Source organism: Streptomyces sp. SGAir0957, assembly GCF_043523415.1.
Map to the genome: position 1 here is coordinate 5,853,215 of NZ_CP027293.1, position 21,208 is coordinate 5,874,422.

Here is a 21,208-nt window from a genome sequence, read left to right on the forward strand (position 1 = left end):
TCGCTCAGCGCTGGCCGGGATCGGTCACGTCGATGAGCCGGCACACCGTCTCGATGTCGATCTTCACCTGGGCGATGGAGGCCCGCCCGGACAGCCAGGTGATGAGCGCGGAGTGCCAGGTGTGCTCGATGACGCGGACGGCGGAGAGCTGCGCGGGCGTCGGGTCGTCCAGCTCCATGGCGTCCAGGATGATCGCCGTGGTCTGCCGCGAGACCTGGTCGACCTCCGGGCTGACGCTGCGGTCCGCGAAGGTGAGCGCCCGCACCATCGCGTCGGCCAGATGTGGCTCACGCTGGAGGGCCCGGAAGGCGCGCATCAGCGTCTCGGCGACGCGCTCGGCGGGGGAGTCCGAGGACGGCGGACGCTTGCGGACCGTGGTGTGCATGTGCTGCAACTGGTCCTGCATGGTGGCGACGAGCAGATGGACCTTGCTGGGAAAGTAGCGGTACAGCGTGCCGAGAGCGACCTGCGAGACCTCGGCGACCTCGCGCATCTGTACCGCGTCGAAGCCGCCGCGGGCCGCGAGCTGGGCGCTCGCGTGCAGGATGCGGCGGCGCCGCGCCTCCTGCCGCTCGGTGAGGGCGGGGGCGCCCTGCGCGGAGCTTCTGCCGTCCGGAGCTGTCATCAGTTCGCTTCCGTGTCCCGTGGTCCGGTCCGTGTCCCGTGGTGCCGTCGGCGGCCGGTGGTCCGGCCGTGGCGTGAATCACCCGATCCGCCGGTCACAGCCTCGCTACCTGCCGGTAGATTCGATGCACATTGAACGATCCAGTCTGAAACTTGTTCTAGATTAGCGTCCCCACGTAGTGTCCAGTGTCCACGGGCAAGCAGGGAGAAGGGTGGCCTGGAGTGACCGCGGAGTCGTTGCGCATCGCTCTGCTCACGTACAAGGGCAACCCGTTCTGCGGGGGCCAGGGCGTGTACGTGCGGCACCTCTCGCGTGAGCTGGCCCGGCTCGGGCACCGGGTGGAGGTGATCGGCGCCCAGCCCTACCCCGTACTGGACGAGGGCGAGGACCTGGCCGGGCTCTCCCTCACCGAGCTGCCCAGCCTCGACCTGTACCGCAGCCCCGACCCGTTCCGCACGCCGAAGCGCGAGGAGTACCGGGACTGGATCGACGCCGCCGAGGTCGCCACCATGTGGACCGGCGGTTTCCCCGAGCCCCTCACGTTCTCCCTGCGCGCCCGGCGCCATCTGCGGGCCAGACGCGGCGAGTTCGACGTCGTGCACGACAACCAGACCCTCGGCTACGGCCTCCTCGGCGGCCCGGACGCGCTCGGCGCCCCGCTGGTCACCACCATCCACCACCCGATCACCGTCGACCGGCAGCTGGAGCTGGACGCCGCCGCGAACCGGCGCCGCCGCCTCTCGGTGCGCCGCTGGTACGCGTTCACCCGGATGCAGAAGCGCGTCGCCCGCCGCCTGCCCTCCGTGCTGACCGTCTCCGGCACCTCCCGCGACGAGATCGTGCAGCACCTGGGCGTCGAGGAGAAGCGCATCAGCGTCGTCCACATCGGCGCCGACACCGACCTCTTCTCGCCGGATCCGGCCGTGGCCGAGGTGCCGGGGCGGATCGTGACCACCTCCAGCGCCGACGTCCCCCTCAAGGGCCTCGTCTTCCTCGTCGAAGCGCTCGCCAAGGTCCGCGCCGAGCAGCCCGACGCACACCTCGTCGTCGTCGGCAAGCGCGCCGAGGACGGCCCGGTCGCCCAGGCCATCGAGCGGTACGGGCTCGAAGGCGCCGTCCGCTTCGTCAAGGGCATCAGCGACCAGGAACTCGTCGATCTCGTCCGCTCCGCACAGGTCGCCTGCGTGCCCTCCCTCTACGAGGGGTTCTCGCTGCCCGCCGCCGAGGCCATGGCCACCGGCACCCCGCTCGTCGCCACCACCGGCGGCGCGATCCCCGAGGTCGCGGGCCCCGACGGGGAGACCTGCCTCGCGGTACCGACCGGGGACGCGGGCGCGCTCGCCGCCGCCCTGCTCCGCCTCCTCGGCGACGCGCCCCTGCGGGCCCGCCTCGGCGCCGCCGGCCGCGCCCGGGTCCTGGCCCGCTTCACGTGGGCGCGGGCCGCGCAGGGCACCGCCGAGCTGTACCGCGCGGCCATCGACGCGGCGGCCCCCGGCGCCCCCGTACGACCTAACCAGACAGCTCCTCAGGAAACCTCTCAGGAAAGCAGGGCCACGTGCTGACCGTCGACTTCACCCGCTTCCCGCTCGCCGCGGGTGATCGCGTCCTCGACCTCGGCTGCGGTGCGGGGCGGCACGCCTTCGAGTGCTACCGGCGCGGGGCCCAGGTCGTCGCCCTCGACCAGAACGCGGAGGAGATCGCCGAGGTCGCCAAGTGGTTCGCCGCCATGAAGGAGGCCGGGGAGGCCCCCGCGGGCGCCACCGCCACCGCGATGGAGGGCGACGCGCTCCACCTGCCCTTCCCCGACGAGTCGTTCGACGTCGTCATCATCAGCGAGGTCATGGAGCACATCCCCGACGACAAGGGCGTGCTCGCCGAGATGGTCCGCGTCCTCAAGCCGGGCGGCCGCATCGCCGTCACCGTGCCGCGCTACGGCCCCGAGAAGGTCTGCTGGGCACTGTCCGACGAGTACCACGAGGTCGAGGGCGGCCACATCCGCATCTACAAGGCCGACGAACTGCTCGGCAGGATGCGCGAGGCGGGCCTGAAGCCGTACGGCACCCATCACGCGCACGCGCTGCACTCCCCGTACTGGTGGCTGAAGTGCGCGTTCGGCGTCGACAACGACAAGGCGCTGCCGGTCAAGGCGTACCACAAGCTCCTGGTCTGGGACATCATGAAGAAGCCCGCCCTGACCCGGGTCGCCGAGCAGCTCCTCAACCCCGTCGTCGGCAAGAGCTTCGTCGCCTACGCCACCAAGCCGCACCTGCCGAAGGACAGCGGGGCCGCTGCGTGAGCAGTCCCGAACGGACCGAACTCCTCGTACTCGACGGCGTCCTGACGGCGGATCAGGTCACACGGACCGTGCACGGCCTGCTCGACGCGCAGCGCCCGGACGGCGCCATACCGTGGTTCCGCCACCACCATCTGGACCCCTGGGACCACACCGAGGCCGCCATGGCGCTCGACGTGGCGGGGGAGCACGAGGCCGCCGAGCGGGCCTATGAGTGGCTCGCCCGCCACCAGAACGAGGACGGCTCCTGGTACGCCGCCTACCTCGACGGCGACCCCCGCGACGTCACCGACCACGGCCGCGAGACCAACTTCGTCGCCTACGTGGCCGTCGGCGTCTGGCACCACTACCTCTCCACCGGCGACGACGCGTTCCTGGACCGCATGTGGCCCGTGGTGTACGCGGCCGTCGAGTTCGTGCTGCGGCTCCAGCAGCCCGGCGGGCAGATCGGCTGGAAGCGCGAACCGGACGGCGCGGCGGTGAACGACGCGCTCCTCACCGGCAGTTCGTCGATCCACCACGCCCTGCGCTGCGCCCTCGCCATCGCCGAGCAGCGCGAGGAGCCGCAGCCCGACTGGGAGCTGGCCGTCGGCGCGCTGCGGCACGCCATCCGGCGCCACCCCGAGCGGTTCCTCGACAAGGACCGCTACTCCATGGACTGGTACTACCCGGTGCTCGGCGGCGCCCTGCGCGGAGCCGAGGCGAAGGCGCGCATCGACGAGGGCTGGGAGCGGTTCGTCGTGCCCGGCCTCGGGGTGCGCTGCGTCGTGCCGAACCCGTGGGTCACCGGCGGCGAGAGCGCCGAACTCGCCCTCGCGCTCTGGGCGACGGGCGAATCCGACCGCGCGCTGACGATCCTCCAGGACATCCAGCACCTGCGCGATCCGCGCTCCGGCCTCTACTGGACCGGCTACGTCTTCGAGGACCGGGCCGTGTGGCCCGAGGAACTGACCACATGGACGGCGGGCTCGGTGCTGCTCGCCGTGGCGGCCCTCGGCGGCGACGAGGCGACCTGCCAGGTCTTCGGCGGCCAGCTCCTCCCGTCGGGAGTGGACCCGGACTGCTGCGTCTAGCCTTCCGTTCGGCGTGCGGCCGGACGGCGCGGCCCCGGGCCCTCGGTGCCCGGGGAGCGCGCCGCGTCGCCGGCCCGCGTGCCGCCGTCCCCTCCTGCGGACGCCTCGCCCGGGCGCCCCGGCCGGCGGCCCGCGCCACCACACCGGCCCGTCACAAGATCCCGGCACCATGGCGGAGCCGGTCAGTGGCGGCGCAGCTGGTTGGCGACGAAGTGACCGATCGCCAGGTAGACGACGGCGGCGAGGCCGTAGCCCGCGACCACGCGCGCCCACGCGGCGTCGAAGGTGAACAGGTCGTGCGACCAGCCGGCGAGCCAGTTCGCCGCGTCGTGGACCCACTGGACCAGGTCGTTGCCCCGGTTCGCGTCCAGCAGGTACATCAGGATCCACAGGACGAGGATGACGGCCAGGATGTCTGCAATGATCATGACAACCCGGCCTGCGCTTGAGCCTCTTCGATTCACAGACATGCAGTCCGGATGTCCCCGAATCCCGCGGGAAAACCAGGGCGCCGAGCGCCTCGTGGTACGGGACGCCGCCACGGACGGGCTCGCCCGGGTGGCGCAGTGATCGGGGCCGGGTGAGGCTGCCAGCAGTGTGCAGCCCAAGGCCCGGAGGTAACCCGTGGTGCTCAGCTTCCCCCTTCCCCTGCGCCGCCCGCTCGTGGCCGTGCTCCTGTGCGGCGCCCTGCTGGCCGGCACCACCGCCTGCGGCGGCGACGACAAGGACGCGGCGGCCGACGCGTCGGCCAGCCCCGGGGCGTCGACCACGGCGGAGAAGCAGAAACTGGCCAAGACGCGGTTCGTCGCCAACGCCGGGATCGCGGCCGGTGCCACCTACCAGTGGATCGTAAAGCCCTGGAAGGCCGGCAAGTTCAAGAAGGACGCGGACGGCCGCAAGTTCGCCCTGGTCAAGGCGGGCCTCGCGGGCGCCCTCACCTACAACCGGCTGAAGGCCGCGAAGAAGAACGCCGAGGGCGACCCGACGCTCGCCAAGGCGGTCGCCCCGCTCACCTCCGGCATCGACGCGCTCAAGGACCTGCCGGGCAAGCTCCGCAAGGGCGAGGGCACCGACTCGGTCGCCTCGTCCTTCGACGACATCATCAACAAGGTGAAGGGCGCGGGGAAGGACGCGGGCGCCGAGGTCAAGGACAAGGTGCCGTCGGCGTCGGAGCTGCGCAACGCCGGTTGAAGGCCCCGGTCAGGAGCCCGTGTTCAGCTCGGCAAGGACGCGCAGGGTCTCCGGGTCCGGTGACAGGACGAGCAGGTCCGTCACCGGGCCCTCGCGCCACAGCTCCAGGCGCTCGGCGATCCGCCCGCGCGGCCCCACCAGCGAGATCTCGTCGGCGAACGCGTCCGGCACCGCGAGCACCGCCTCCTCGCGCCGCCCCTGCGCGAAGAGTTCCTGGATGCGCCGGGCCTCGGCCTCGTACCCCATGCGCGCCATGAGGTCGGCGTGGAAGTTGCGGGTGCTGTGCCCCATGCCGCCGATGTAGAAGCCGAGCATGGCCTTGACGGGGAGCAGCCCCTCGGCCACGTCGTCGCAGAGCTTCGCCCGTGCCATCGGCGCGACCATGAACCCCTCGGGCAGGCCGGTCAGCGCCGCCTCGTACGCGTCGGTCCGGGTCGGCGACCAGTACAGCGGCAGCCAGCCGTCCGCGATCCGCGTCGTCTGCGCGACGTTCTTCGGGCCCTCGGCGCCGAGCAGGAGCGGCAGGTCGGCGCGGAGCGGGTGCGTGATCGGCTTCAGGGCCTTGCCGAGCCCTGTGGCGTCCTCGCCCCGGTAGGGGAGCGGGTGGAAGCGCCCGTCGCTCTCGACCGGGCCCCCGCGCCGCAGCACCTGCCGGACGACGTCCACGTACTCGCGCGTCGCGGTCAGCGGAGAGCGGGGGAACGGCCGCCCGTACCAGCCCTCCACCACCTGCGGCCCGGACAGGCCGAGCCCGAGCATCGTCCGGCCGCCCGACAGATGGTCCAGGGTCAGGGCGTGCATCGCGGTCGTGGTGGGGGAGCGGGCCGCCATCTGCGCGATCGCGGTACCGAGGCGAATCCGGCTGGTGTGCGCCGCGAACCAGGTCAGCGGCGTGAAGGCGTCACTGCCCCACGACTCGGAGGTCCACACGGAGTCGTACCCCAGCGCCTCCGCCCGGCGGACGAGTTCGAGGTGGCCGGGGTCGGGCCCGCGCCCCCAGTAGCCGAGTGCGAGTCCGAGCCGCATACGCGCCCCCAAGGCGTGACCTGACGGCCAGTCAGCCCGGCCGTCCGTCGGGCGAGCGTACGCGAAAGGCCCCGCGCCCGGAAGCCGGGCGAGGGGCCTTGTCGGGGTGCGTGCGGGATCAGCCGCGCTGGATCCCGGTCGTGTCCTGCAGGACGCCGCGACGGCCGTCCTGCGTCTGGGCCACCAGGCCGGGGCCGCGCTGCTCGACGGCCAAGTACCAGGTGCCGGGCGCCAGTTCGGCGATCGGGGTCGGCGAGCCGTCCTCCGCGTACAGCGGACGCGGCACCGGCACGGCGAACCAGAACGGGGAGAAGTCCCCGGCGGGCTGACCGCCGGCCTGCGGCGCCGGAGCGGCGGCCTGCTGCGGCTGGCCGGGCTGACCCGGCTGCGCGCCGAACGGCTGCCCGCCGCCGGACTGGCCGGGACCCGGCTGGCCGGGCTGCGCGCCGTACGGCTGGCCCGGACCGGGCTGGCCGTGCTGCTGGGCGCCCGGGTAGCCGTAACCACCCTGCGGCTGACCGCCGTAGGGCTGCGGCTGCTGGGGGCGCGGGGCGCCGACGAGAGCGGCCTTGAGGGCCGGGACCAGCGGCGTCGCGACCGCGGCTGCGGCCATGACCAGGGTGGCGATCAGGGAGAGGATGAGGCCGATACCGCGGTCCGGGCCGTCCCCGGCGGCGCCGCCGAGGTTGTTGTAGCCACCGGCCGGGTCGAAGATGTTGCCGAGCGCGGCCCAGGCGGCGAGCACCGTGCAGGCGACACCGAACTGACCGAGGTCGAGACCCGCCACCTTGAGGGGCTGCGGCTGGCCGCGGCTGATCACGACGAGCGCCGCGCCGATGATCCCGGCGAGGACCACGCTCATCAGGAGCGGGCCGCTCTCCCAGGAGTTCGGGAAGTCGAAGCCGTCGGCCCCGTCGGCCGTATAGATATCGAGGAACGAGGCGATGAACAGCAACACCGCTGCTCCGATCACCACGCCGTCGCCTCGAGTGAGGGAGCGGATATTCACTTCAGGTCCTTCGGTCAGTCGTCACGTCATCGTCAGGAGGCGGCGCCATGCGCGGGGGTGGCCCCTCATCGTACGGAGGACACTATCGTCCACGTCCCAGAGGTGTCTGCCGAGATCCACACGGGGGTGTCTACCCGCGCAGGAAACTCACGATTCCCTCGGAAAGCCCCTGCGCGGCCTTCTGTCGCCAGGCGTCGGAGGTCAGCCGCGCCGCGTCCTGCGTGTCCCGCATGTTGCCGCACTCGATGAAGACCTTCGGCACGGTCGACAGATTGAGCCCGCCCAGGTCCCCGCGGGTGTCGAGGCCGGTGCCGCCGCCGATGTAGTTCGACGGTGGCTGCCCTGTGACCTGGAGGAACTTGCCCGCGACCCGCTCGCCGAGGTCACGTGAGGAGGCGACGATCGGACGGGTGTCCGCGGCGCCCGCGTGCACGGATGCGGGAAGGATCACATGGAAGCCGCGGTTGCCCGCGCCGGAGCCGTCCGCGTGCACGGAGATCGCCGCGTCCGCCTTGGCCTGGTTGCCGATCGCGGCGCGCTCGGTGACGCACGGGCCCCAGGCCCGGTCGCCGTTCTGGGTCAACCGCACTGTGGCGCCCTGCTCTTGCAGGAGGGTGCGCAGGCGGCGCGACACGTCGAGGGTGAACTGCGCCTCGGTGTAACCGGCGTTGGTGGAGGTGCCGGTGGTGTCGCACTCCTTGGTCGCGTTGCCGACGTTCACCTGGCGATTGATATCGGCCGTGTGCCGAAAGTTACCCGGATTGTGACCCGGGTCGATCACGACCACCTTGCCCGCGAGCGGGCCCGAGCCGCCGCCCGCCGGTTGTGACGGTGTCTTCGGCGCCGCCGGGGCGGACGGGGCGGACGGGGAGGCGGTGGAGGGGTCCGCCTTCGACGGGGAGCCGTTCGGCTGCTTGGCGTCGGCCTCGTCGGACGACCCCGCGGGCGAGGGGGCGGACGTCGTGGACCTGCTCGGCGCGGGGAGCACCTTCGCCGCGTCCCCGCCGCCGCTGCCGCCCACGGCGTGCGCGACCGTCCAGATCGCGCCCGCCGCGACCGCGCAGGCCGCCGCCGTGATCAGCAGCGGCCGGGTACGCGACCCGCGTGGTCTGCGCCCTCCGTCGCTCGGGGCGTTGTTGTAGTAATCATCAAAGCCATCGGGGTCCGGACCTTCGTACGACACGGGGCGAGCCTAACCGTGCGTCCGGATCCTTGCGCCTGTTCGGCGCAGGACGCGCAGCGAGTCGTGTTCCGAGACCTCGGTGAACTCCCCGGACGCGAGGGCCCGCAGGTACACGCGGTACGGGGCCTGTCCCGTCCACTCGTCGTGCTTGACGGGGAAGACGTCGTGGATGACGAGGAGGCCGCCCTCCGCGACGTGCGGCGCCCAGCCCTCGTAGTCGGCGTTCGCGTGCTCGTCGGTGTGGCCGCCGTCGATGAAGACGAGCCCGAGCGGCCCGCCCCACACCTGCGCGACCTGCGGGGAGCGTCCGACGAGTGCGACCACGTGCTCCTCCAGACCCGCCGCGTGCAGGGTGCGCCGGAAGGTCGGCAGCGTGTCCATCAGGCCGACCACCGGATCGACCGTCTCCGGGTCGTGGAAGTCCCAGCCCGGCTGCTGCTCCTCGCTGCCGCGGTGGTGGTCGACGGTCAGCGCCGTCACCCCGGCGGCGCGGGCCGCGTCCGCGAGCAGCAGCGTCGAGCGCCCGCAGTACGTGCCCACTTCGAGCAGCGGAAGCCCGAGCCCCGCCGCCTCGACCGCGGCCCCGTACAGCGCGAGCCCCTCACCGAGCGGCATGAACCCCTTGGCCTTCTCGAAGGCGGCGAGGGTGTCGGGGTGCGGGGCGCGGCTGCGGCTCGTGCTGGTCATGCCGCTCATGCTGCCGTACGGGGTGGCGGGGCGGGTGGGCAGCCCTGCGGTGGTTGACATACGACGGACAGTCAAGATTAGGTAAGGCTAACCTAAGTTCGGGTGATCGGGGTGGTGCGCCGCGCCCTCCCGTGCCCCGGCTCCGTGGACGAGAAAGGTCCCGCCGCCATGACCGCCTTCCGTACCGCCGCCCGCCTCGGCCTGTCCGTCGTCGCCGCCACCGCGCTGACCGCCGCCCTGGCCGGCTCCGCCTCCGCCGCGACCGCGACGCGCACCGTCACCGTCGGCGCCACCACCTACAACCTGTCGCTCACCGCACCCGACAGCGCGGCCGCGACAGGCGCCAACGTCACTGTCAGCGGCAGCGGTTACAACCCGGCGCAGGGCATCTACGTCGGCCTGTGCGCGATCGACGGCGCCCAGGGCGCCAACAAGCCCACCCCGTGCCTCGGCGGTCAGGACGAGTCAGGCACCACCGGCGCCTCGTACTGGATCTCCAACCAGGGCGGCGGCTCCGTCCCCAACAGCACGACCTTCGCCGCGAACGGCAGCTTCAGCGTCACCCTCCACGTCAAGGCCGACCTCGGCGGCGGCAACGTCTGCGGCTCGACCGTCGAATGCGCCGTCGTGACCCGCGCCGACCACACGGGCTCCGCGAACCGCACGTACGACGTCCACGCCCCCATCGACTTCCAGTAGAGGCCGCACAGCATGCATCACTCCGTACGTGGCCGAAGACGGGCGGCGCGGGTGGCGGCTGCCGCCGCTGTAGTGCTCGGGTGCGCCGCGGCGCCGGCCGTGGCGGCCGACGAGACCGTGCCGCCCGGCACCGAACTGTACGTACAAGGAGGGGCGTTCGCGGGCGTCGGCAAGCCTCTCGACCTGCTCCTCCACCCGACCTCGGGGAAGCTGTACGTCGGCGCCGACAACCTCGCCGCCACCGCCGACATCGACGAGCGCGGCTTGTACGTGCTCGACCCCGCCACCGGCGCCCTGCTCGGCAAGGTCACCCAGGCCCCGAACTCGACCGGCACGCTCGCCACGGTCGCGGCGCGCCGCATGGCGGGCCCGCTGCCGGGCGCCGCCGACGGCGTCGTCTTCAACTACCCGCTGCGGGGCATCGGTTCGGCGGCGGACGGTGACGCGCAGGCGTCCGGCGTCTGGCTGACCGGCACGACGATCTCCGACCTCGGCCCCGGCACCCGCGACACCACGTCCTTCGTCGCCCAGGGCACGAAGCTCTCCGAGATCGAGCGGGCCACGGGAACGGTGCTGCGCTCCGTGGAACCGGGCGGCACGGGCCCCTTCGCGGTCGACGTGCGGCGGGGCGGCATCTGGTACCTCGACACGGCGGCAGGTCTGCTGCGCCATGTCGAGACGGCGGGTTTGACCGTCACCGGCTCCTACGAACTCCCCGCCCACCAGGGCAACGCCGCGCCCTTCATCGAGGTCGACCCCGCCGACGGCTCGGTGTGGGTGGGGCACGGAGACACGGTCGCGGTCCACGCCGCCGACGGCACCGCCCGCGCCACCCTGACCGGCACGGACTACGCGGGCGGCGTCGCCTTCGACGCGGAGTCCTCGCGGGCGTTCCTGGTCCGCCAGGACAGCGAATCACCGGGGGCGCCCGGCTCCGACGGCAACGGCGTCGGCTCGCTCGGCGTCTACGACACGAAGACGTTGAAGGAGGTGGTGACTCCGGTCCCGCTGCGCAACAGCACCTCTCAGTACGGCAGTTCGGCGGTAGCGGTGACCCCGGGCGGCGGCGAGGTCTTCGTCTCCAACCCCCACCCCGACGCCTCCGGCATCGTGAAACTGGTCCGGCAGGTGTCGCCGGCGGTGACGCGTCAGCCGACGGACGTCACGGTGGAGGAGGGTGCCCCGGTCGAGCTGACCGCCGAGGCGGAGGGGAGCCCGGCGCCGGCGGTCCGGTGGCAGTCCAGCGCGGACGACGGGGAGAGCTGGGAGGACGTGGAGGGCGAGGGCGCAGACGGCACCACGTACGCGTTCACGGCCGCGGCCGGCCAGGACGGGGTGCGCTTCCGCGCCGAGTTCACGAACGAGGCGGGGGCCGCGCGTACGGATGCGGTGACCCTGACGGTGACGGAGCCGGACCCCGAGCCGGGTACGGAGACCCCGTCGCCGGGGCAGTCGGAACCGGCCGGGTCGCCGGACCCGGGTGGCGCCGGTGACGCGGGTGGTGGGGACGGTGGCGGTGGCGACAGTGGCGGTGGCGACGAGGTGCCCCCGCCCTCCGCCGCCACGACCGCCCCGGTCGCGGCCGGAACCATCGGCTCCACCACGGGCGGCGCCACCGGCACGACCGCCTCCGGCGCGACCGGCGGCAGCCTCGCCTCCACGGGCACGAGCGTGCTGGCCGCGACGGGTGCGGCCGCGGCGCTGCTGGCGGCGGGTGTGGTGGCGGTCCGGAGGGCCCGCCGCGTCTAGGGCGCGTTTCGGCCCAGAGGTGCCCGCACACTGCTGCCGCGGGAAAAGACGCGCCGCGCAGAAGCGCGGCGCGTCTTCGACTCGGCCCCGGGCTCAGACCTGCTCGGCCACCGCTTCGAGCGCCAGGTCGACATGGACCGCCCGGTTCTCCCCGTGATGCGTCGCCGACGAGGCGCGCGGGGCGTGGCCGTGGGCCGTCACCGCGAGGACGTAGGAGCCGCCCTCGGGGACGTCGAGGGCGTAGTGCCCCTCGGGGTCGGTCAGGGCGGCGCCCGCCTGGCGCCCGCGGCGGTCGATCAGGGTGACCTTGGCGTGGGCGACGGGGAGGCCCGCCGGGTCGAGGACCTGCCCGCGGAAGTGCGCGAAAGCCTCTCCGGTACGAGCCTCCTCGGCGCGGGCGAGGTTCGCGTCCTCCTCGCTGCTGGCGCGGAGCTGGACGTGCTGGCGGACGACGGCCGCGCGGCGTCCGGGCAGGAACAGGGCGATCAGGACGCCCACCGCGACGGCGCCCGTGGCGATCAGGAACGAGACGCGGAAGCCGTGCATCGTGGGGACGGCGGCCCCGCCCACGTTGTTCGCCGTGTTGGCGAGGACCATGCCGATGACGGCCGAGGACACCGAGGTGCCGATGGAGCGCATCAGGGTGTTGAGGCCGTTCGCCGCGCCCGTCTCGGAGGCGTCCACGGCGCCGATGATCAGCGCGGGCAGTGAGGAGTAGGCGAGGCCGATGCCCGCGCCGACGACGACCGAGATGACGATGGTCTGCCAGGCGGCGCTCATCAGGCCGAGCCCGGCCCCGTAGCCGATCGCGATGATCACCATGCCGAGGATGAGGGTGACCTTCGGGCCGAAGCGCGCGGAGAGGCGGGCATAGATGGGGGCCGTGAACATCATCGTCAGGCCCAGCGGGGCCACGCACAGGCCCGCGACGACCATCGACTGGCCGAGGCCGTAGCCGGTGCCGGAGGGGAGCTGGAGCAGCTGGGGGAGGACCAGGGAGATCGCGTAGAAGGCGACGCCGACCATGATCGAGGCCAGGTTGGTGAGGAGCACCTCACGCCGGGCCGTGGTGCGCAGGTCGACCAGCGGCGCCTTCAGGCGCAGCTCCATCGCGCCCCAGGCGAGAAGGGTGACGAGCGCGGCGGCGAACAGGCCGAGCGTGGTGCCGCTGGTCCAGCCCCAGTCGCTGCCCTTGGTGATCGGGAGGAGGAAGAGGACCAGGCCGAGGGAGAGGCCGATCGCGCCCGCGACGTCGAACGTGCCCTGCGCCCGCAGCGGGCTCTCCGGGACGAGGAGCAGCGTCAGGACGATCGCGACGACGCCGAGGCCCGCCGCGAGGAAGAACAGCGCGTGCCAGTTCGCGTGCTGCGCGACGAGCGCGGCGAGCGGCAGCGCGAGGCCGCCGCCGACGCCGATGGAGGACGACATCAGCGCCATGGCCGAGCCGAGCTTCTCCGGCGGCAGCATGTCCCGCATCAGGCCGATGCCGAGCGGAATGGCGCCCATGGCGAAGCCCTGGAGGGCGCGGCCGGCGATCATCACCACGAGCTGGTCGGTGAAACCGCAGATCAGCGAGCCGACGACCATGACGGCGAGGCTGCTGAGCAGCATCCTGCGCTTGCCCGCGAGGTCGCCGAGGCGGCCCATGATCGGGGTGGCGACGGCGCCGGCGAGCAGGGTCGCGGTCATGACCCAGGTGGCGTCGGAGGGGGCGGTGCTCAGCAGCTCGGGCAGGTCCTTGATCACCGGCACGAGCAGCGTCTGCATGACGGCGACGACGATGCCGGAGAAGGCGAGGACGGGGACGACTCCGCCTGTTCGGCGCGGTGCGGTCGTCGGCTGGGACATTAAGGAGGCCTCCGGAGGCAGTGTGTCGGGGGTCGCGGACGGCGAGCGAGCGGCTTGCGTATGCGTGTAGGTCGAACCTGTTTCCTCGGGCGACTATTCCGATGATCGTCGTACGAGGGCGAACCTTGACCTTTTGTTTACATGCGCGGCCGCACTGTTCACCTGGCGGACCATCTGACGCCCCATCAAAGGCAGCTGACTTATCGTCAGGTTGTGCCTTCCGCTCTTCTGGAACGTGTTCTACCGTGCGCGGCATGAGCATCGCCATCACGCAGGAACAGCGGGAACTCGCGGACTCCGTGCGCGGCTGGATCGCGCGCACCGTCCCGCCCGACGAGGTGCGCAAGCTGCTCGACGCCCCGGCCGCCCCCGGCCACCGCCCGCCGTACTGGGACGGCCTCGCCGCCCAGGGCCTCCTCGGCGTGCACCTGCCCGAGGCGTACGGCGGCGGGGGCGGGACCCTCCTCGACCTCGCGGTGGTGATCGAGGAGGCGGGCCGGGCCGCGCTGCCGGGACCCTGCGTCGGCCATGCGCTCACCGCCGAGGTGCTGCGGCGCGCGGGCCGGACCGGGCTCGCGGCGGAGCTGGCGCGCGGGGAGCGGATCGGCGCCGCCGCGTTCGGGCCCGGCGCCATGGTCGCCGTCGCCGGGGACGCCGGGCTCGTCCTCGACGGGACCGCGCCACCCGTGCTGACCGGCGCCGACGCGGATCTGCTGATAGTGGCCGCCGACAGTACCGACGGCGTCGTCTGGCTGGCCGTCGACGCAGACACCCCCGGGCTCGCCGTGCGCGGCCACGAGAGCGCCGACCCGACCCGGCCCACCGCCGAGGTCACCGCGACGGGCGCCGTCGTCCCCGCCGGCCGGGTCCTCGACGTGGACCCCGGCCTCGTCCGTGACCTCGCGGCCGTCCTCCTCGCCGCCGACGCCTGCGGCACCGCCGCCTGGGCGCTGCACACCGCCGCCGAGCACGCCAAGGTCCGCGAACAGTTCGGCCGGCCCATCGGGCGGTTCCAGGGCGTCAAGCACCTCTGCGCCGACATGCTCGTCCGCGTCGAGCAGGCCCGCGCCCTGGCCTGGGACGCGGCGCGGGCCCTCGACGACGAACCCGCCGCCGACGTCCGCGCTCTCGTCGCCGCGCTCGCCGCCGCCACCGCCCTCGACGCCGCGTACGGCTGCGCCAAGGACTGCGTCCAGATCCTCGGCGGCACCGGATTCACCTGGGAGCACGACGCCCACCTGTACCTGCGCCGGGCCGTCGTCGCCCGCCAGCTCATCGGCGCCGGGGACGCCCACCGGCTGCGCGCCGTCCGCCTCGCCCGGTCCGGGGCCCGCCGCGCCCTGCGCTGCTCCCTGCCCGCCGAGGCCGACGTGTACCGGAAGGCGGCCCGCGCGGTCATCGGGCGGGCCCGCGGCCTCGACCCCGCCGCCGCGCGCCGCGTCCTCGCGCCGACCGGCTACGCCGCCCCGCACCTGCCCCCGCCGTACGGGCTCGGCGCGGACCCCGTCCACCAGCTCGCCATCCAGGAGGAGCTGAGCGCGGCCGGGGTGAGGGTCTCCGACCTCGGGATCGCCACCTGGGTCGTCCCCTCCCTCCTCACCCACGGAACCCAGGACCAGCGCGACCGCCACCTCCCGCCGACCCTGCGCGGCGACGTCCTGTGGTGCCAGCTCTTCTCCGAACCCGGCGCGGGCTCCGACCTCGCCTCACTGCGCACCCGCGCCGAACGCACCGAGGACGGCCGCTGGCGGATCAACGGCCAGAAGGTGTGGACGAGCGCCGCGCAGTGGGCCGACCACGGCATCCTCCTCGCCCGCACCGACCCGGCGGCCCCCAAGCACAAGGGGCTGACCTACTTCCTCGTCGACATGAAGGACACGGACGGCATCGACATCCGCCCGCTGCGCGAGATCACCGGCGACTCCCTCTTCAACGAGGTGTACTTCGACGACGTCCTGCTCCCCGCCGACGCGGTGGTCGGCGACGTCGACGACGGCTGGCGCGTCGCCCGGCACACCCTCGGCAACGAACGCGTCCACATGGCCGACCAGCTGACCTTCGACACCGGCCTGGAGGCGCTGCTCGACCGCGCGGGCGACCTGGACGACGCGTACCGGGCGCGGATCGGCGCGCTCGCGGCGGAGGCGCACGCGCTCGGCTGCATCGGCCTGCGGACGACCCTGCGGCAGATCGCGGGCGACGAACCCGGCGCCGGAGCATCGGTCAGGAAACTCGTCCAGACCCCGCACCAGCAGAAAGTCGCCGAACTCGCCCTCGAACTCCTCGGACCCGCGGGCGCCCTCCGCGAAGGCCCCGGCGAACGCGCCCTGCACGGCTTCCTGCTCTCCCGCTGCCTCACGATCGCGGGCGGAACGACCCAGGTGCAGCTCAACGTGGTGGCCGAACGCCTCCTGGGCCTGCCGCGCGACTAGACCCCGCCGGGCACTCTCCTCATGCCCCCCGGAGGGCATGGCGCAGCCCGTGCCCTGCAGCGCGAACGGGACCCGGAACCCGTGGTTCTCGGCGTAGTGGTCACCGGGCGGGGCCGTGCTCCCGTCGGAGGGCGCGGAGGAGGACGCCGACGGGGACGGGTCCTCGCCCGGACAGTGGTGGTCCTCCGGCGTGGACGGCGTCGAGGGCGCCGTCGGGGCCGGACGCGTACGCCGGGACGCGTCCGCGGTGCCGTCCCCGCTCGGCTTGTCGCCGCAGCCCGCCGCCAGAGCGGCAAGGAGCACGATCGCCGGCACGGCCTTCCCGAACGTCATGCGGTTCCCCCGTCCCCATACCCCGTCGCGCGCCGACGGGCAGCGTGATCCTCACCACCCACGCCGCACCCCGCCCCGCCCTGGACCGCTCCGCCCCGCTGACGGAAGGTGGACGGGTCAGGCCGTTCACCACCGTCGCTGAGGAGCCCGAGCCCCATGCCGTTCCCCGCCCTCGACCCCGTCGACCCGCTGAACCTCGAAGCCCTCCTGACCGACGAGGAGCGGGCCGTGCGCGACACCGTGCGCCAGTTCCTCGACGACAAGGTCGAGCCGCACATCGCCGACTGGTTCGAGTCCGGCGAACTGCCGGACCTGCCGGGGCTCGCCCGCGAGTTCGGCGCCATGGGCCTGCTCGGCATGCACCTGGAGGGCTACGGCTGCGCCGGGATGTCGGCCCGCGCCTACGGCATCGCCTGCCGCGAGCTGGAGGCCACCGACTCAGGGCTGCGCTCCTTCGTCTCCGTACAGGGCTCCCTCGCCATGTTCGCCCTCCACCGCTTCGGCTCGGAGGAGCAGAAGCGGGAGTGGCTGCCGCGGATGGCCGCGGGCGAGGCCATCGGCTGCTTCGGCCTGACCGAGCCCGACCACGGCTCCGACCCGGCGTCGATGACGACGCGGGCCCGCCGCGACGGCGCGGACTGGGTGCTCGACGGCCGCAAGATGTGGATCACCAACGGTTCGGTGGCGGCCGTCGCCGTCGTCTGGGCGCAGACCGAGGACGGCGTACGCGGCTTCGTCGTCCCCACCGACACCCCCGGCTTCTCGGCGCCCCTCATCAAGCACAAGATGTCGCTGCGCGCCTCGGTGACGAGCGAGCTGGTCCTGGACGGCGTCCGGCTGCCCGACAGCGCCCGGCTGCCCGGGGCGCGCGGCGTCGGCGCCCCGCTGACCTGCCTGAACGAGGCCCGTTACGGCATCGTCTGGGGCGTCACCGGCGCCGCCCGCTCGGCGTGGCGGGCGGCCCGCGACTACGCCCTCCAGCGCGAGCAGTTCGGCAAGCCGATCGCGGGCTTCCAGCTGACCCAGCAGAAGCTCGTCGACATGGCGCTCGAACTGCACAAGGCGACGCTGACCGCGCTCCACCTCTCGGCCCTCAAGGACTCGCCCGCAGGCGTCCACCCGGCGCAGATCAGCTTCGGCAAGCTGAACAACGTGCGCGAGGCCATCGAGATCTGCCGCACCGCCCGCACGATCCTCGGCGCCAACGGCATCTCGCTCGAATATCCGGTGATCCGCCACGCCAACAACCTCGAATCGGTCCTCACCTACGAGGGCACGTCCGAGATGCACACGCTCGCGCTCGGCCAGGCACTGACGGGGCTCGCGGCCTTCCGTTGAGCGCCGCCCCCTGCCACTATCTGACGACCCGTCAGGCAGTGGCAGGAGGGTGTACGGAGATGAAGGCGTACATGGTCGGCGTCGGCATGACACGGTTCGAGAAGCCCGAGAGCCGCGACTGGCAGTACTGGGACATGGCCCGGGAGGCGGGCGACGCCGCGCTCGCCGACGCCGGGATCACCTACGAGGACGTGCAGCAGGTCCCCGTCGGCTACTGCTTCCAGCCCTCCACGGCGGGCCAGCGCGCGGTGTACGAACTCGGCCTGACCGGCGTCCCCGTCTACAACGTCCACAACAACTGCGCCACCGGTTCGACCGCGCTCATGCTGGCCCGCCAGTTCGTCGAGGGCGGCGCCGCCGACTGCGTGCTCGCCCTCGGCTTCGAGAAGATGCGGCGCGGCGCCCTCGGCGGCGGCGCGGACGCGGGCGCCGACTTCGCCGCCTCGCCGGTCGCCCGCCACTACGGCGTCATGGCCGCCCGGCACGGCTTCGAGGCGAGCCCGCCCACCGCGCAGATCTTCGGCGCCGCGGCGCGCGAGCACATGGAGCGGTACGGCACGACGGAGGCGCAGCTCGCGGCGGTCGCGGCGAAGAACCACCGGCACTCGGTGAACAACCCGAACGCCCAGTTCCAGGACGCGTACACGGTCGACGAGATCCTCGCCGCGAGGACGATCCACCGCCCGCTGACCAAGCTCCAGTGCTCGCCGACGTCGGACGGCGCGGCGGCGGCCGTCGTCGTCTCCGAACGCTTCGTCGAGCGGCACGACCTCGGGGGCCGGGCCGTCGAGATCGTCGCGCAGGCCATGACGACCGACACCGAGGAGTCCTTCGCGTCCGGCTCGTGCGTCGACGTGGTCGGACAGCCCATGTCACGGGCGGCGGCCCGCCAGGTCTACGAGGCATCCGGGCTCGGCATCGACGACATCGACGTCGTCGAACTCCACGACTGCTTCTCGATCAACGAACTCCTCACCTACGAGGCGCTCGGCATGTGCGAGCCCGGCGAGTCCGGCAAACTCGCCGCGTCCGGCGCGACCACATACGGCGGCCGCTGGGTCGTGAACCCCTCCGGCGGCCTCATCTCCAAGGGCCACCCGCTCGGCGCCACCGGCATCGCCCAGCTCGCCGAACTGACATGGCAACTGCGCGGCGAGGCGGGCGCCCGCCAGGTGACGGGGGCCAGGACCGGGCTCGCGCACAACATCGGGCTCGGCGGGGCGGCGGTGGTGACGCTGGTGCGCCGCCCTTGACGCTCAGCCTGCCCGTCGCCACTCGTCGGCGAGGACCGCCATCAGCACCTCGTCGCGCCAGACCCCGTCGCGCAGCTCGATGTGGCGGCGCAGGCCCTCCCGGACGAAGCCGACCTTCTCGTAGACGTGCAGCGCCCGGTCGTTGTCGGCGTACGCCGCCAGCTCGATGCGGTGCATGCCGAGCGCCTCGAAACCGTGGCCGACGATCAGGGCGACCGCCTCCGTGCCGAGGCCCCGGCCGCGTCCGCGCGGGCCGATCAGCGTGCGGAACGTGCAGCGGCGGTGCTCCGGCACCCAGTCGTTCAGCACGACCTCGCCGACCAGCTCACCGGTGGCCCGGTCGGTCACCGCCAGATCGAGCCGGTCCTGCTGCGCGGCCCGCGACCCGTACCAGGACCGCAGATACGCACGGCTGAACGGGGCCGGGTCGCCGCCCGTGAAATGGAGCAGCTCGGGGTCGTCGAGGATGCCGGCCATGACGTCCGCGTCGTCCTCGGTGAAGGGGCGCAGGACGGTGCGGTCGCCGGTCAGGACGGGCTTGCGGGAGAAGGGGGTCGCGGTCATCGGGGCAGTGTGCGCCACCGCCCCGCGACGCGCTAAAGCTTTTACGGCCTAGGACCTCCGGCCCATGCGCCGTGCACCTTAATCCGGATGTACGGGGCCCGGTCCGCCTGCGACCATGACACGTATGCCGCAGACCTCCCCCGCCGTGCGAGCCGACACCGGCGCCGACATATCCGCCCGCAGACCCGCCCCGCCCGCCTGGCTGATCGTCGCCGTGGCGTGTGCCGGGCAGTTCCTCGTCGTCCTCGACGTGTCCGTCGTCAACGTCGCCCTGCCGTCCATGCGCACCGACCTCGGCATGAGCGCGGGCGGCCTGCAATGGGTGGTGAACGCGTACTCCATCGCGTTCGCCGGGTTCATGCTGCTCGGCGGCCGTGCCGGGGACCTCTTCGGGCGCAAGCGGATGTTCCTCGTCGGGCTCGGCCTGTTCACCCTCGCCTCGCTCGCCGGCGGCCTCGCCCAGGACGACTGGCAGCTCCTCGCCGCGCGCGCCGTCCAGGGCCTCGGCGCCGCCGTGCTCGCCCCGTCCACCCTCACCATCCTCACCTCCGCCGTCCCCGAGGGCGCGGCACGGGCCCGCGCCATCGCGACCTGGACCGCCGTCGGCGCGGGCGGCGGCGCGGCGGGCGGTCTCGTCGGCGGCGTCCTCACCGAGGGCCTGAACTGGCGCTGGGTGCTCCTCATCAACGTGCCCCTCGGCGCCGTCGTCCTCGCGGCCGCCGCCCGCTGGATCCGTGAGTCAAGGGCCGGGGGTGAACGCCGCCTCGACCTGCCCGGCGCCGTCCTCGTCACCGCCGGCACGGCCCTCCTCGCCTACGGCATCGTGCAGACCGAGGCGGAGGGCTGGGCCGCCGCGTCCACGCTGGTCCCCCTCGGGATCGCCCTCGCGCTGATCGCCGCGTTCCTGCTCGTCGAAGCGCGTACGCGGCTGCCGCTGATGCCGCTCGCACTGTTCCGGGTGCGGGCCGTGGCCGCCGCCAACGCGGCGATGTTCGTCTGCGGCATGGGCAGCTTCGCCATGTGGTTCTTCATGACCCTCTACGCGCAGAACGTCCTCGGCTACACGCCCATCGAAGCGGGCCTCGCGCTCGTGCCCAGCTCCCTCGCGGTCGTCGCCGGGTCGAAGATCGCGCCCCGGCTCATGCCGAGGTTCGGCGCGCGGAACGTCGCCGTCGCCGGTGTCCTCGTCACCGCCGCCGGGTTCGGCTGGCAGTCGACCATGAGCGCGGACGGCACGTACGTCTTGACGATCATGCTGCCCGGGATCGTGATGATGGCCGGGGCCGGGTTCGCGATGACGCCGCTGGCCTCTCTGGCCACGTCCGGGGCGGCGCCGGGGGACGCGGGGCTCGTCTCCGGGCTCGTCAACACCAGCCGCACGCTGGGGGGTGCGCTGGGACTGGCCGTCCTCTCGACCGTGGCGACGAGTCGCTCCGCGGGGTCGGCGGATTCTGCCGCGCTGACGCGCGGCTATGCGGGGGCGTTCCTCTGGGGGGCGGGGATTCTGGTCGTCGCGGTGGTGATCCTGCTGTCCTACATGCCACGCGACCGCGCCGCCTCACGCTGAGTCCCGCTGCCGGGCGCGCCACCGTCGTGGCTGGTCGCGCAGTTCCCCGCGCCCCTGAAGCATGCGGCTTCGCCGCAGCCCCAGGGCCCCTGAGATGGCGCCCAACACCCGCGCCCCCTGAGACGGCGCCCAACACCCGCGCCCCGTGAGATGGCGCACGAAGTGCGCATCGCAGGGGGCGCGGGGAACGGCGCGAGCAACCACGATGGCGTCGCACCCGGAATCGGGCGTTTCAGGGGCGCGGGGAACGGCGCGAGCAACCACGACGTACGTCGCACTCGGGGACGGGCGTTATAGGGGCGCGGGGAACTGCGCGGGCAGCCGCGGTGCATGCCGTA

Annotated in this window: 18 protein-coding genes; 10 read left to right on the top strand and 8 right to left on the bottom strand. The window is 73.1% G+C overall.

Annotated elements, in window-relative coordinates:
* Positions 1-4: 4 nt before the first annotated feature.
* A complete protein-coding gene (locus tag C1N81_RS31270) occupies positions 5-625 on the bottom strand; it encodes a TetR family transcriptional regulator (protein ID WP_394434652.1) in 621 nt (206 codons plus the stop codon).
* A gap of 221 nt (positions 626-846) precedes the next feature.
* On the opposite strand from C1N81_RS31270, the gene C1N81_RS31275 reads away from it, so the two are divergent.
* From C1N81_RS31275 to C1N81_RS31285, 3 genes are read left to right on the top strand one after another with little or no spacing between them, the layout of a single operon-like run.
* Complete coding sequence (locus tag C1N81_RS31275) at positions 847-2,187, top strand: glycosyltransferase family 4 protein (protein ID WP_394434653.1); 1,341 nt, start codon at positions 847-849, stop codon at positions 2,185-2,187.
* The gene (locus tag C1N81_RS31280; RefSeq protein WP_394434654.1) at positions 2,181-2,921 is read left to right on the top strand and encodes a class I SAM-dependent methyltransferase; all 741 of its coding nucleotides are present in this window, start codon (positions 2,181-2,183) and stop codon (positions 2,919-2,921) included. The genes C1N81_RS31275 and C1N81_RS31280 overlap by 7 nt, the downstream gene beginning before the upstream one ends.
* A complete protein-coding gene (locus C1N81_RS31285; RefSeq protein ID WP_394434655.1) occupies positions 2,918-3,991 on the top strand; it encodes a prenyltransferase in 1,074 nt (357 codons plus the stop codon). The genes C1N81_RS31280 and C1N81_RS31285 overlap by 4 nt, the downstream gene beginning before the upstream one ends.
* Positions 3,992-4,173: 182 nt before the next feature.
* Here C1N81_RS31285 and C1N81_RS31290 read toward each other — a convergent pair whose 3' ends face one another.
* Positions 4,174-4,461, bottom strand: a complete 288-nt coding sequence (locus tag C1N81_RS31290) for a hypothetical protein (protein ID WP_394434656.1) — start codon at positions 4,459-4,461, stop codon at positions 4,174-4,176.
* A gap of 157 nt (positions 4,462-4,618) precedes the next feature.
* On the opposite strand from C1N81_RS31290, the gene C1N81_RS31295 reads away from it, so the two are divergent.
* Complete coding sequence (locus C1N81_RS31295; protein WP_394434657.1) at positions 4,619-5,182, top strand: hypothetical protein; 564 nt, start codon at positions 4,619-4,621, stop codon at positions 5,180-5,182.
* 9 nt (positions 5,183-5,191) lie between these two features.
* Here the strand turns inward: C1N81_RS31295 and C1N81_RS31300 are convergent, their stop codons facing one another.
* From C1N81_RS31300 to C1N81_RS31315, 4 genes are all read right to left on the bottom strand, one after another.
* On the bottom strand, positions 5,192-6,208 hold the full coding sequence (locus C1N81_RS31300; RefSeq protein ID WP_394434658.1) for an LLM class F420-dependent oxidoreductase: 1,017 nt from the start codon (positions 6,206-6,208) through the stop codon (positions 5,192-5,194).
* A 118-nt stretch (positions 6,209-6,326) separates the two neighbouring features.
* Positions 6,327-7,217, bottom strand: a complete 891-nt coding sequence (locus tag C1N81_RS31305) for a hypothetical protein (protein ID WP_394434659.1) — start codon at positions 7,215-7,217, stop codon at positions 6,327-6,329.
* Between the two features lie 130 nt (positions 7,218-7,347).
* A complete protein-coding gene (locus C1N81_RS31310; protein ID WP_394434660.1) occupies positions 7,348-8,400 on the bottom strand; it encodes an N-acetylmuramoyl-L-alanine amidase in 1,053 nt (350 codons plus the stop codon).
* A gap of 9 nt (positions 8,401-8,409) precedes the next feature.
* Complete coding sequence (locus C1N81_RS31315) at positions 8,410-9,096, bottom strand: class I SAM-dependent methyltransferase (protein WP_394438338.1); 687 nt, start codon at positions 9,094-9,096, stop codon at positions 8,410-8,412.
* Between the two features lie 159 nt (positions 9,097-9,255).
* Between C1N81_RS31315 and C1N81_RS31320 the strand changes: the two genes are divergently transcribed.
* Together C1N81_RS31320 and C1N81_RS31325 are read left to right on the top strand one after the other, a co-directional pair.
* A complete protein-coding gene (locus C1N81_RS31320; protein ID WP_394434661.1) occupies positions 9,256-9,786 on the top strand; it encodes a hypothetical protein in 531 nt (176 codons plus the stop codon).
* Between the two features lie 99 nt (positions 9,787-9,885).
* Entirely contained in the window at positions 9,886-11,535 is a 1,650-nt protein-coding gene (locus tag C1N81_RS31325; protein WP_394434662.1) for a hypothetical protein, read from the top strand.
* Between the two features lie 93 nt (positions 11,536-11,628).
* On the opposite strand, the gene C1N81_RS31330 is transcribed toward C1N81_RS31325, so the two are convergent.
* Positions 11,629-13,383: an MFS transporter gene (locus C1N81_RS31330; RefSeq protein ID WP_394434663.1), complete on the bottom strand. Its 1,755-nt coding sequence runs from the start codon at positions 13,381-13,383 to the stop codon at positions 11,629-11,631.
* A gap of 254 nt (positions 13,384-13,637) precedes the next feature.
* Here C1N81_RS31330 and C1N81_RS31335 point away from each other — a divergent pair, with 254 nt between their 5' ends.
* From C1N81_RS31335 to C1N81_RS31345, 3 genes are all read left to right on the top strand, one after another.
* Positions 13,638-15,815, top strand: a complete 2,178-nt coding sequence (locus C1N81_RS31335; protein WP_394434664.1) for an acyl-CoA dehydrogenase — start codon at positions 13,638-13,640, stop codon at positions 15,813-15,815.
* 489 nt (positions 15,816-16,304) lie between these two features.
* Entirely contained in the window at positions 16,305-17,486 is a 1,182-nt protein-coding gene (locus tag C1N81_RS31340) for an acyl-CoA dehydrogenase family protein (RefSeq protein WP_394434665.1), read from the top strand.
* Positions 17,487-17,545: 59 nt separating this feature from the next.
* The gene (locus C1N81_RS31345) at positions 17,546-18,739 is read left to right on the top strand and encodes a lipid-transfer protein (RefSeq protein ID WP_394434666.1); all 1,194 of its coding nucleotides are present in this window, start codon (positions 17,546-17,548) and stop codon (positions 18,737-18,739) included.
* A gap of 3 nt (positions 18,740-18,742) precedes the next feature.
* Here the strand turns inward: C1N81_RS31345 and C1N81_RS31350 are convergent, their stop codons facing one another.
* Positions 18,743-19,303 carry a GNAT family N-acetyltransferase gene (locus C1N81_RS31350; RefSeq protein WP_394434667.1) on the bottom strand — a complete coding sequence of 187 codons (561 nt, stop codon included), beginning with the start codon at positions 19,301-19,303 and terminating at the stop codon, positions 18,743-18,745.
* Between the two features lie 115 nt (positions 19,304-19,418).
* On the opposite strand from C1N81_RS31350, the gene C1N81_RS31355 reads away from it, so the two are divergent.
* Positions 19,419-20,870, top strand: coding sequence for an MFS transporter (locus C1N81_RS31355; protein ID WP_394434668.1), 1,452 nt, complete (start codon positions 19,419-19,421; stop codon positions 20,868-20,870).
* Positions 20,871-21,208: the final 338 nt, after the last annotated feature.